The 12,019-nt window shown below is 64.4% G+C and carries 9 protein-coding genes and 1 pseudogene; 2 read left to right on the forward strand and 8 right to left on the reverse strand.

Features of this window, described 5'->3' with window-relative positions; all coding sequences use genetic code 11:
- Nucleotides 1–279: 279 nt before the first annotated feature.
- The 6 genes and pseudogenes from O7A05_RS00005 to O7A05_RS00030 form a co-directional block, all read right to left on the reverse strand.
- Nucleotides 280–687, reverse strand: coding sequence for a carboxymuconolactone decarboxylase family protein (locus O7A05_RS00005; RefSeq protein WP_224709358.1), 408 nt, complete (start codon nt 685–687; stop codon nt 280–282).
- Between the two features lie 368 nt (nt 688–1,055).
- Nucleotides 1,056–2,552, reverse strand: a complete 1,497-nt coding sequence (locus O7A05_RS00010; protein ID WP_337090902.1) for a sugar ABC transporter ATP-binding protein — start codon at nt 2,550–2,552, stop codon at nt 1,056–1,058.
- The gene (locus O7A05_RS00015) at nt 2,552–3,607 is read right to left on the reverse strand and encodes an SMP-30/gluconolactonase/LRE family protein (protein ID WP_337090903.1); all 1,056 of its coding nucleotides are present in this window, start codon (nt 3,605–3,607) and stop codon (nt 2,552–2,554) included. Before O7A05_RS00015 ends, O7A05_RS00010 begins: the two co-directional genes overlap by 1 nt.
- Nucleotides 3,604–5,726: pseudogene (locus O7A05_RS00020) on the reverse strand (ABC transporter permease). The gene O7A05_RS00015 and the pseudogene O7A05_RS00020 overlap by 4 nt, the downstream one beginning before the upstream one ends.
- A gap of 81 nt (nt 5,727–5,807) precedes the next feature.
- Nucleotides 5,808–6,833: a sugar ABC transporter substrate-binding protein gene (locus O7A05_RS00025; protein WP_337090904.1), complete on the reverse strand. Its 1,026-nt coding sequence runs from the start codon at nt 6,831–6,833 to the stop codon at nt 5,808–5,810.
- A gap of 86 nt (nt 6,834–6,919) precedes the next feature.
- Complete coding sequence (locus O7A05_RS00030) at nt 6,920–7,906, reverse strand: ABC transporter permease (protein ID WP_337090905.1); 987 nt, start codon at nt 7,904–7,906, stop codon at nt 6,920–6,922.
- Nucleotides 7,907–8,350: 444 nt separating this feature from the next.
- On the opposite strand from O7A05_RS00030, the gene O7A05_RS00035 reads away from it, so the two are divergent.
- Nucleotides 8,351–9,352: an ornithine cyclodeaminase family protein gene (locus O7A05_RS00035; RefSeq protein ID WP_224600711.1), complete on the forward strand. Its 1,002-nt coding sequence runs from the start codon at nt 8,351–8,353 to the stop codon at nt 9,350–9,352.
- Entirely contained in the window at nt 9,349–10,845 is a 1,497-nt protein-coding gene (locus tag O7A05_RS00040; protein ID WP_337090906.1) for an HAL/PAL/TAL family ammonia-lyase, read from the forward strand. Before O7A05_RS00035 ends, O7A05_RS00040 begins: the two co-directional genes overlap by 4 nt.
- An 18-nt stretch (nt 10,846–10,863) precedes the next feature.
- Here the strand turns inward: O7A05_RS00040 and O7A05_RS00045 are convergent, their stop codons facing one another.
- Both O7A05_RS00045 and O7A05_RS00050 read right to left on the reverse strand, forming a co-directional pair.
- Nucleotides 10,864–11,667: a 3-methyl-2-oxobutanoate hydroxymethyltransferase gene (locus O7A05_RS00045; protein ID WP_337090907.1), complete on the reverse strand. Its 804-nt coding sequence runs from the start codon at nt 11,665–11,667 to the stop codon at nt 10,864–10,866.
- A 34-nt stretch (nt 11,668–11,701) separates the two neighbouring features.
- A complete protein-coding gene (locus O7A05_RS00050) occupies nt 11,702–12,016 on the reverse strand; it encodes a MocE family 2Fe-2S type ferredoxin (RefSeq protein WP_337090908.1) in 315 nt (104 codons plus the stop codon).
- Nucleotides 12,017–12,019: the final 3 nt, after the last annotated feature.

Here is a 12,019-nt window from a genome sequence, read left to right on the forward strand (position 1 = left end):
AGGTGCGTCCAGCATCCGGCCTGAGGCCACACCGCCACCCTCAATTCCACCCCAAAGCCAAAACGGAGCGAGACCTCGCGACCAAATCGCTCCGCGAGCCTGTCCTCGCTAACTGCGCAACAGGCCCCCTGTGGGAGAAGGTGGCCTCGCGAAGCGAGGTCGGATGAGGGGTGTTCCAAGGAACGCTAACGTCTCACTCCGCTGGAGCACCCCTCATCCGTCTCGGCGCTTCGCGCCGATCCACCTTCCCCGACAAGGGGGAAGGAAGAAGCCGGCGCCTCACTTCACCTCGAACTGCGGATCGAGCGGTATCTGCATTGCCGTCACCAGATGGTTCGTCTGCCCTGCCAGGCCGATGATCGACACAAGCTCGCCATGCTGCGCGTCGGTCATGCCCTTGGCCCGCGCCGCGGCAGTGTGCGAGTGGACGCAATAGGAGCAGCCATTGGCGGTTGAGACCGCGATATAGATCATTTCCTTGGTCAGCGGATCGATGGCACTGTCGGCGACCATCACCGCCTTGAGCTGCTCCCACACCCGCTTCAGCGCCGCCGGATCGTTGGCCAGCCCGCGCCAGAAATTGTTGACGAAGTCGGATTTCCGAGTCGCGCGGATATCGTCGAACACCGCCTTCACCGCCGGGATCTTTTCGACCTCGGCATCGCTGAGAAGCTTTGTGGTGGCCATGGTGTGGTCCTTTCGTTTGAATCGCTGGTCGAGGTCGTTGAATCAAGTGTTGCGCATAGACGGCTAACCTCTTTGTCCGATTCAGTTTTAGCTCGAAACGACACACTGCCGCGGAAGTTGGCCGAAGCACCTCAGCATCGTCATTCTAGGGCGGAGCAAGGAGCGAAGCGACGCGCCCAGACCCTAGAATCCATTCCGTGACCTCGCACGAAGGGCGCAGCGAAGCAGAATTTTGCACCGGAGCGGCGCCTGAAAGTCAACGAATGGATCCTCGGGTCTGCGCGCGTCGCTTCGCTCCTTGCTTCGCCCGTGGATGACGAATGGACGGGCGTCCGGCCAGTTGTCGACATACGCACCGGCCAGTACCCCTAGTGCACGGCCGCGTACATGATCTTCTCCTCCGTCGCCTCCGCTGGCGAGAACTCTTCCACGATGCGGCCCTGTCGGCAGACCAGGATGCGGTCGGACAGGTTCATGATCTCCGGCAGGTAGGACGAGATGACGACCACGGCGAGGCCTTCGTCCGCCAGCCGGTTGATGATCTGGTGAATCTCGGCGATGGCGCCGACATCGACGCCGCGGGTCGGCTCGTCGAGGATGACGATGCGCGGCTGCTGCACCAGCCCCTTGCCGATCACCACCTTCTGCTGATTGCCGCCGGAAAGCTCGACCACGCGGGCATTGTCGTTGATCGCCTTGATGTTGAGCGTCTTGGTCCATTCGGCCGAAAGCTGCCGCATCTCCTGCTGGTTGATCACCCAGGCCTTTTCGCGGCCGGCGGCAAGCAGGCCGCCGAAAAGGTTCTCGGCGATGCCCATGGTCTCGAAGATGCCTTCGCTCTTGCGGTCCTCGGTGACGTAGACGATGCCGTCGGCCACCGCCTCGCTCGGCACGAGGTAGCGTACCGGCTTGTCGTCCAATTCAATCGCGCCGCCGCGCAAAAAGTCGCGCTTGTAGATACCCGAGACGATCTTGAAGGTCTCGGTGCGGCCGGAGCCGATCAGCCCGAACACGCCGGTGATCTGGCCTTCGAAGATCGAGAAGGAATTGTTGCGCACGATGTTGCTCATCGAGATGTCCTGCACCGAGAGCACTTTCTTGCCGGCCTTGCGCAATTTCGTCTCGTCGCGCTGACGGTAGATCTGGCCCGTCAGCGAGCGTCCGACCATGGCGGCGACGATCCTGTCGCGGTCGAAGGCCGATGTCTCGTCGGTGATCACCAGTTCGCCGTCGCGCAGGATGGTGATGCGGTCGGCGATCATCAGCGCCTCTTCCAGCGCGTGGCTGATGAAGACGATCGACACGCCGCGCGCTTTGAGCCTCCGGATCAGCGCGAAGAAATGGCGTTTCTCTTCCGGGGTCAGCGTCGCCGTCGGCTCGTCGAAGATGATGATCTCGGCATTGTGATGGACGGCGCGCGCGATCTCGACCATCTGCCGCTTGGCCGCGCCCAGCGTCGCCACCATCGCATTAGGATCAACCGGAAAATTCAGCGACTGCAGGAATTGCTGCGCCGAAATATAGGTGCCGCGCAGCCGGTTGAGGAATTTCTCGGTGCCGAGATAAAGGTTCTGCGCCACCGTCATCGACGGCACCAGGCTGGTCTCCTGGAACACCATGGCGATGCCCGCTTCCAGCGCGGCGTGCGGCGAAGCGTAAGCCGTCTCGACGCCCTTGTGGAACATCTTGCCCGAAGTCGCGTCGACCACGCCGGCGATGATTTTGGTCAGCGTCGACTTGCCGGCGCCGTTCTCGCCAAGCAGCGCATGGATCTCGCCCTTCCTCAGATCGAAGCTGACATTCTTCACGGCCGGCACGCCGCGATAAGTCTTGGTGACGTTTTCCAGACGGACGATCAGCTCCATCAGAAACCTCCCGAAGCGAGGTCGATGGCAAGCACGCAATCGCCACCTTTCGAGGCGACGAACAGGCGACCGTCCTTTTCCGCCATGCTGCAGATGCCGTGCCGCGTGCCGTTGGCGCGGCTGTGCAGGCTGAACTGCGGCTGCAGGGCCTGGTCGAGCTTCACGACGAGTCCATAGGAGCGGCTGGGCGACCACGGCTTGTGGATGCCCATGGTGCGGATGCCGCCGCATTGCAGCGGCTCGAGGAAGCTGCGGTTGGAAGCCAGCGCCGGCGCGATCCAGTAGGCAGGCGGCACCTGGTCGATCATGTCCTGGCGATAATGCTTTTCCTGCAGCACGAATTCGATCAGCCGGTTGCGTGGCGCAAACAGCGTCAGCCACACCCCGCCGTCGCCGGCAGGCACCAGCCGCGAAGGATAGCCGGGCAGATGCGTCAGCACCGTCGAGCGGTTTCCGTTCGCGCCGTCGAAGCACACGAGTTGGTGGCGCCAGCTTTCGCTCACCAGCACGTCGGCGCCGACCGGGTGAAGTCCATAGGGAAAGGCGATGTCGCCGGCGATCTTCTGAAAACCGATGCCTCCCGGCCCGCACCGCCACAGCGTGCCGGACGCGCCCTTCTTCATCAGGTCGGCCGCCCATTGCGACGGCGCATGCGCGCCGGAGCCATTGGCCAGCCACAACGTGCCGTCGTCCGCATAGGCAAGCGCGGTGATGCAGCGGATCTCGGCCGGCAACGAAACCTCCTTGCCGGCGATCAGCAGCTTGCCGCTCTCCAGGCCGACCGTCAGCTCGCCCGATGGCGACAGCGCCAGCGCGGTGATAGGGGATTGAAAGGTCTCGACCGCGACGGGCTCGGAACCGGCCGCAACCGCCAGGATAGCGTTGCCGCTGGAGACAAGCAGCCGCCCGTCAGACACCAGCAGATTGTCCGGCTCGCTCAGTTCGGCGAAAACCGTCGCGTCGTCCAGCCGCGTGTTGGGACGGAACGCGCCGTCGAGCGGCGGTATGGTGACCGCCTTGCCGCGAAAGACGTCCAGGATCGGATCGAGGATCATGGTTTCGCCCCCCAATAGGAAGCGGGGCTCGTCCAGTTCTGGTCCGCGTCACTGATTTTGTAGCGCCCGATGCGGTTGTTGAGGATGCCGCCGACGAAGAGATAGCCCTTGTGCTCACGCATCGAGGTGACCATCGGATGCGCGTTGCCGGAAAGATCGCCGAGCGTCTCGACGATGCCGCCCTTCTCGTTGAACTTCACCACGCCGCCGGTGTTGATGTTGGGAAACAGCCATTCGTCCTGCGGCAGGCGGCGCGTCATGCGCTTGCGCATGTCGGGATGCCGCAGCGACAGGTCGAAGCTCGGCGTGCGCATGCCGAGCCAGGCCATCCAGTAATTGCCGTCCGAGGCACGGTTGATGTTGTCGGGGTAGCCCGGCATGTCGCGGATGACGCATTCGGCCGTGCCGGCCTTCGGTCCCTCCAGCCAGTAGCGATGCACGCGGCAGGCCCAGCTTTCGGCAAAGAACAGCGACTTGCCGTCATGTGCCATGCAGACGCCGTTGGTGTAGCGGTAGCCGTCGAGCAGCGTCTTGGTCGATCCGTCCTTCGGATCGTAGACCAAAAGGCGGCCCGTGGCGCGGTTCTCGATCGAGTCCAGCGCCCAATCATGGGCATCGTATCGCTTGGTCGAATCCGTGAAATAGATGCGGCCGTCGGGCGCGATGTCGCAATCGTTGGGGTCGCGCAAGCGCGCATCGTCGACGATCGAGGTCCAGGAACGTGCCGTCTCTGCCGAGAGGCGCTTCACCTCCCGGTCCGGCGAGACCGAATAGAGCCCCATGGCGCCAACGCAGCTGATCAGATTGCCGTCCCGGTCGAAGGCCAGGCCCAGCGGAAAGCCGCCGATATGGGCAAAGACTTCGGAACGCCGGTAGTGCGGTGCGAAGAAGCGGACGATCTCGCCATGGCGCGTGCCGCAATAGAGATGGTCGTCGCGGTCGAGGATGACGTCCTCTGGCCCTTCCAGCTCGCCGAGCCCGATATGGTCCGCCGCCGAGAGCCGATTGTCGAGCTCGTAGGACGTGCCCGAACCGGGCGCCGCCGATTGCGTCTCGCCCATCTTGAGGTAGACCGGCGCGACATAGACCTCGTTCAGCACCTTGTGGCGGTTCTTCAACCAGCGGATGTCGATGGTGACGGCGACGGCCAGGAGGATGCCGAGCACCATCTGGTTGGTGCCGGTGCCGTAGCCCAGCCGGATCAGGCCGTTGGTCATGGTGAGCACGATCATGGCACCCATCAGACCCTTGACCACCGAGCCGCGTCCGCCGCCCAGGCTGACGCCGCCGACCACCGCCGCCGTCAGCGCCATGATTTCCAGATTGAGGCCGGTGCCCGGCCCTGCCCGCTCAACCGGCAGGCGATCAGGAAGCCGCCGATCGAGGCGCAGAAGCCCGAGAAGACATAGGTCATGAACACGGTGCGCCGCACCCGGATGCCGGCATTATGCGCCGAGCGCCGGGAGCCGCCGACCGCCAGCACATGCCAGCCCGGGCGCGATCGCGTCAGCGCGATATGAGTGACGATGGCCAGGATGATGGCCAGCCAGACCGAAACCGACAGGCCCCAGAACGTGCCGTCGCCGATGAAGTCGAGCACATCGGAGCTTGCCTGCGAAAGCTGCACGTCGGCGGCATAGGTGGTGACAAGAATGTCGAACAGTGCCCGCCCGAAGATGAAGGTAACCAGCGTGGTGAGAAAGGCGCGCAGCCTGAGGTACCCGACGAGGTAACCGTTGATGGCGCCGAAGACGAGACCCGTGCCAAGCGCGGCCGCCAACGCCAGCCAGATCGACTGTTCGAGAATGAAGAAGACATAGACGGCGGAAAAGCAGGACAGCGCGAAGATTGAGCCGACCGAAAGATCGATGCCGCCGCCCAGCATCACCACGGTCATGCCGATGACCACCAGCGAGAACTCGCCGAGCTGGCGCGTCGATTCCTGCAGCGAGGTGAGCTTGAAGAAGCCCGGAATGATCGAGCCGAACACGCCGAGAGTCGCCACCAGCGCCAGAAACGGTATGGCGTTGTCGGTCCAGCGTTTGGTCAGGATCTCGCCGACCAGATGGTCGGGCAAGAGGTTGTAGCGCCAGGCCTGGAGGCGTTCACGGAAATTCATCGGCTGCCGCTGTCATTAAAACGGGACAGAGGTGGCCGGAACGATCCGGCCACCTCACGGGCTGCTCTTGGGCGGCGCGACCTATTTCGCCGCCGCTTCGGCCTGCAGCGCCTTCAGGTCCCAGCAGCTGTCGGGCTTGAGGTCGGCCTTGGTCGTCGCCTTCTCCAGTGTGTAGATATAGGTGTGCGAGGTGCCGGCCGGTTGCCCGCTCTGCAGCAGGAACTTGATGATGGCGTTCATGTCGCCCGACTGGCGGGCAAGATCCGTCATCACCACGGCGCCATAGGTGCCGTCTTCCAGCTTGTCGCAATCGGCTGCCTTCTCGCCGCCGCCGGTGGTGACCAGGAACACCTTGCCGTCTAGCTTGGCGTCGCGGATCGCGGCCGAGGCGCCGGTGGCGTCGCCGTCCCAGAAATCGATGATCGAGCAGATGTCCGGGTGCTGCTGCAGCATCGTCGTCGTCACGTTGCGCGAGGTTGTCGCGTCCCAATTCGAGTCGGGCTTTGCCACCACCTGGAAGTCGGGATGCTTCTCCAGCACCTTCATGATGCCGGCATACTGGTAGAGGCTCGACGAGTTCGCCTGGTCGCCCTGCACCAGGCCGATCTTCTTGGACGAATTCTTGCCGCAGCCCTTGATCGCCGCTTCGGCCTCGAGCTGGCCGAGCTTGTCCCAGTCGCTGCCGACGAAGGCGTCGGCCGGGAAGTTGGCCGGATTGTCGACCAGGATCACATAGGTGCCGGCGGCCTGCGCCTTCTTCATCAGCTTCGAATAGGAGTTGAGGTCGGGCGCATGGATGATCAGCACGTCCGGCCTGGTATCGGAAGCGATGGCGTCGGTGATCGCCTGCGCGCCGGCATCGACCACCCAGTTCGGGTCACGGGTCTCGAACGTGCCGCCCCAGGCCTCGACTTCCTTCTTCAGATAATGCGCCCAGCCCTGTGCCAGGTCGAAGCCCATCGCCAGCGGCACCAGCATGACGCGCTTGCCGTTGAGCGCCTTGGCATAGGCGGCGGGGCCTGGATCGTCGGCGGCGAAGCCCGGCGCCGCGAAGGCGGTGACGGCGAGCGCCGTGGCGGCGGCCATCAATGTCCTGATTAGTTTCATGTCACACCTCTGGTTCGGTTTTCATTGCCGGCCGATCGTTGCGATCGCGCCTGGTACCCGAGAGCAAGATGGCCTTGCCATCTGCTCTAAATGTCGCCTTGTTGCGCCGTCTGCTCGTCGCGCGGATTGATGATGCCGTCGACGATGATGGCCCCGAGCAGGATCGCCGCCTTGATCAGGTTCTGGTAGAGAAGCGGAATGTCGATAATCGTCATGGCGTTGAGCAGGATGCCGATCAGCGCCGCCCCCACCAGCACGTTGCGCACCCCGCCCCTGCCGCCCGAAAGTCCGATGCCGCCGATCACCGCCACCAGGACGATGTCGTAGAGCAGCGTCGAGTTGACGATGCGGGTGTTGATCGAATGCAGGCTGGCTGCCGTCAAAAGCCCGGCGATCAGCGCCACGAAGGCCGAGAGCACGTAGCGCAGCACCAGCATGGGCCGCACCGGAACGCCGATGTTGCGGGCAGCGACCGGATTGTCGCCGGCGAAATAGATGAAGCGGCCCCATTTGGTGTAGCGCAGGTACAGGAAGACCAGGAAGGCCAGCCCGGCGAAGACGAACACCTCGACCGGAATATCGAGGAAGCGGACGCCGCCGAGCAGCTCGACCCAGTGTCCGCCGGGCACCGGCACGGCATCCTGCGTGATCAGTTGCGAGCGCACATAGCCGAACACGAAGGAGCCGGTCGCCAAAGTCACGAAGATCGCCGGCACGTCGGCATAGGCGACGAGAAAGCCGTTGAGCAGCCCGATGGCTAAAACGCCTGCCAGCACATAGATGAAGGCGAGCCCGTCCGAGGTTCCGGTGTTGAGCAGTTGCAGATACCACGCGACCGACATCGCCATGATCGCCACCGCCGAGAGGTCGATGCCGCGGCCGATGATGACGACCGCCATGCCGAGCGCCAAGATGCCGAGCACCGAGACCGAGCGGACAATGGCCACCAGATTGTCGGCGGTCAGGAACCCGGGCAGGCCCACGGCAGCGGTGGCGAACAACAGGATGGCGATGGCAAAGACGATGCCTTCCTGATTAAGGCGCCTCCAGTTCGGCCAGCCGATCCCATTCATCGCTTATGTCTTTCGCCCCGAGGGCAAGGCCTTGCCGGCCCTCACCCCGCATGAAAGCTAATCGGCTCAACAGCGGCTCGTCAAATGAATCCACGTTCAAGAACCGCGCCTCTCCGACTATTTTCCGAGTGGACGCATCGATTGCCGTAACTGGCGCAATAGGCGGAAACTCTTGGGCATTTTGGCGGTTCGTTGCCGCGATCGCACGGCCGGCGGAAGAACCCGTCTCGGCCGCCGCGGGACCGGCGCAATTCGAGTCCGCAGAATACACCCGGCGCGACGTCAATTGTTCGCTGAATGGCCTGAAACCTCGGCGCCTGCATCGGACGGCAGGAGCATGCACACATCGCCGTGACGCCCGGTCCAGTCCGGAGCTTATCCAACAAACTTCCGTGTCGCCGTTTCGCCTGTTATGGATGAGCCCGGGGTAGCAGAGGAAACCGCATGAAGCCCATCTATATCGACTACCTCAATGCTCTCGACATCGAGGCGCTTGCCATGACCGACGCCGAGATCATCGGCGCCGTCGAAGCCGGGCTCGTCGCGCAGGGCAACGGCCAGACGGTGATCGAGCCGCGCGTCCATCTTGAGCCCGACCCGTCCTTCCACGGCCACTTCAACGTCCTGCGCGGCTACGTGGCGCCGCTCGACGCCGCCGGCGTGAAGATCGTCGGCGACTATGTCGACAACTACAGGCATGGCCTGCCGTCGGAATTCGGCATTCTCAATCTTTTCGACCCGCGCACCGGCACGCCGCGCGCCATCCTCGACGCCACCGTCATCACCGACATGCGCACCGGCGCGGTCACCGCCATCGGCGCCAAGCATCTGGCGAAGAGGTCGTCCAAGGTGCTCGGCCATATCGGCGCGCGCGGCACCGCCTATTGGAACGTGCGCCTGCTCGACCACCTCTTCGACTTCGACGAGATCCGCGTCCACTCCCGCCGGCCCGAAAGCCGCGATAGCTTTGTCGCGAGGCTGGCGGCCGACCTCGGCAAGCCGGTCATGGCCGTGGCTGACTGGAAAAGCTGCGTCGAGGGCGCCGACATCGTCGTCGAAGCCTCGCGGCTGCCGGAACCGCAGCCGCTGCTCAAGACCGAATGGATCAAGCGCGGCGCGCTGGTGGTGCCCTATGGCACGATGAGCGCGGTTGAGCTGTCATTGACCGATGTCATGCAGAAAATCGTCGTCGACGACTGGGGCCAGTGCAAGGGCGGCAAGTTCGGCTCGCTGCGCGCCCATGTCGAGACGGGCCGGCTGAGCGAGGCGACGCTGCACGCCGAACTCGGCCAGATCGCCGCCGGCCTCAAACCCGGCCGGCAAAGCGATGGCGAGACGATCCTGTTCTGGCATCGCGGCCTCTCGCTCTCCGATATCGCGCTCGGCAAGGCCATGCTCGCCAAGGCCGGCGAAAACGGCATCGGCCAGAGGCTGCGCTTCGCATGAGCCCGCTCGTTCTCACCGGCGCCGGCGTCAGCATCGAGGATGTGGTTGCCGCCGCGCGCAAAGCCTGCAAGGTCGAGATCACGCCTGCCGTCCTCGAAAAGCTCGACAAGGCTCGCCAGGTCCTCGATGCCGCCGCGGCCGCGGGCCAGCAGATCTACGGGCTGAACAGAGGCCTCGGCGCCAATCTCGTCACCGCGGTCGAAGGCGACGCCAGCGCCTTCCAGCGACAGTTGATCGAAGGCCGCAGCGCCGCCGTCGGCGAGGCCCTGCCCATGCCGGCGGTGCGGGCGGCGATGTTCGCCCGCCTTGCGATGCTCGCCGCCGGCGGCTCGGGCATGTCGCCGCGCGTGTTCACCGCGCTGGTCGAAGCGCTCAATGCCGGCGTGCATCCCGTGATGCCGTCGCTGGGTTCGATCGGCGCCGGCGATCTTCTGCTGATGACGGCGGTCGCTCGCGTGCTGATCGGCGAAGGCGAAGCCGAATATCAGGGTCGCCGCATGCCTGCCGCCAAGGCGCTGATGATGGCGCGGCTGGCACCGGTCACTCTCTCGCCGAAGGACGGTCTCTCGCTGATCAACGCTTCGGCGGTTTCCACCGGGACCGCGGCGCTGGCGCTGACCGATGCGCTGTCGGCGCTCGACCAGCAGCAGCAGGCCGGCGCGCTGACGATGGAAGGCATTGGCGCCAACCGCACCATCCTCGATCCGCGCCAGCATCAGGCGCGCCCGGGCGCCTGCCAGCAACTTGCGGCGAAGGCGCTGCGCGACCTTCTGGTACGCGATGAGGCGCCGGCGCCGACCACCATCCAGGACCCGCTGTCGATCCGCTGCATGCCCTCGATACACGGCGCGCTGATCCAGGCGATCGACCAGGCCAGGCTGGCTGTCGAGATCGAGCTCAACGCCGCCGCCGACAATCCGCTGGTGCTTGCCGAGGATGAGCTGGTCATGTCGACCGGCAACTTCCATACCGCGTCGCTGGCGCTCGCCTTCGAGACGCTTGGCCTGGCGATCGCGCAATGTGCGGCAGCGTCCGCCGCCCGCTTCGTCCAGCTCACCGGCTCGACGCGTCACGGCCTGCCGAAATATCTGTCGCCGGTCGGCGGCGCCTCGGCCGGCTTCGTGCCGTTGCAGAAGACGGTGACGGCGATCCTGGCCGCGATCCGCCACAAGGCCAATCCGGTGATGCTCGATTTCCTGCCCGTGTCCGAGGGTGTCGAGGATCACGCGACGCAGACGCCGCTCGCCGTCGCCAAATGCGCCGAGATGATCGTGCTGTGGCGGCGGCTGATCGCCTTCGAGCTGATGGCGGCGGCGCAGGCCGTCGATTTGCGCGAGGGCATAGCGCTCGCGCCGGCTACCGGCGCAATCCACGCGGCCGTGCGTTCGCATGTGGCGACGCTCAAGGAAGACAGAGCGCTCGGCATCGACGCCGAAGCTCTTTATGCCGCCCTCGCCAGTGGAATTTGGCAAGGCCCCCCGGCAACGGGCTGACGGTTTTCGACTCCTGGATCAGGACTTTGCGTCCACCTTCTTCATGAAAAGAGTGAGCTCCTCCGGATCCATATGCACGACATGCCTGTCTTCGGGATAGGCGCCGCTGTTGACGTCGGCCACATATTCCGAGAAGGCCGCGATGCGCTCCTGCTGCAGCCGGTCATATTCGGCGGCGAAGTTGCGATAGACTTTCGAGTGGCGCGGCATGTGACCGCGATTGGTGCCGAGAATATCCTCGGCGAACAGATATTGCGCGTCGCAGCCGGTGCCCGCGCCCATCGAGAGCATGATCAGCGAAGTACGCTCCGAGATCGCCTTCGCCACTTCCACCGGCACCACCTCGATCTCGGCCCCGATCGCGCCGGCGGCTTCGAGCTGCTTGACCGCCTCGAACACCTGCATGGCGGTATCCGCGGTCTTGCCGACCGCTTTGAAGCCGCCGGTCCAGGTCGCGCGGGAAGGAATGAGGCCGACATGGCCGATCACCGGAATGGCATCGTCGGCCATGCGCTTGATCGTGGCGTAGCCGGCGCTGCAATAGACGGCATCGGCGCCGGCCTTGTAGAGCCGGAACGACCAGCGCACGAAATCGTCGGCCGTGCCGATCTCGAAGAAATTGTCGCCCGGCATTGTGAAGAGGCTGGGCGCGGCGTCGCGATATTGCGGATTGAGCACCAGTTCCGGCGGCACCGAGTCGATGTCTACTCCTGCCCGCTCGGCAGCCTCGGCTTCCTCCAGCGTCAGCACGCGCAGCATGGTCAGCTGCCGCTTGCCCTTCATGGCGCGCAAATCGGCAACGGTCGGTCTCTTCCGGCTCATCGGCAACTCCTTGTTTCTGTTACTCTGACGGCTTTCAGCCGATATCGATCATCACCTTACCGGCCTCGACCTTGACCGGATAGGTCTTGAGGTTGACGCAGACGGGCGCGCCTTTGGCCTGGCCGGTCTTGTAGTTGAAGCGGCCATTGTGCTTGGGGCATTCGATGATGTCGTCCATCACCAGCCCGTCGGCGAGATGGGCCTTTTCATGCGTGCAGAAGCCGTCGGTGGCGAAGAACGCGTCGTCCGGCGAGCGGTAGATCGCGAAGGTGCGGCCGCCATGGTCGAAGCGGATCACATCCTCCTCGTCCACATCCTCGACCGCGCATGCTTCGACCCACTCCGCCATCGC

Origin of the sequence: Mesorhizobium argentiipisi (SeqCode) (assembly GCF_037179585.1) — a bacterium.
Taxonomy (GTDB): domain Bacteria; phylum Pseudomonadota; class Alphaproteobacteria; order Rhizobiales; family Rhizobiaceae; genus Mesorhizobium; species Mesorhizobium argentiipisi.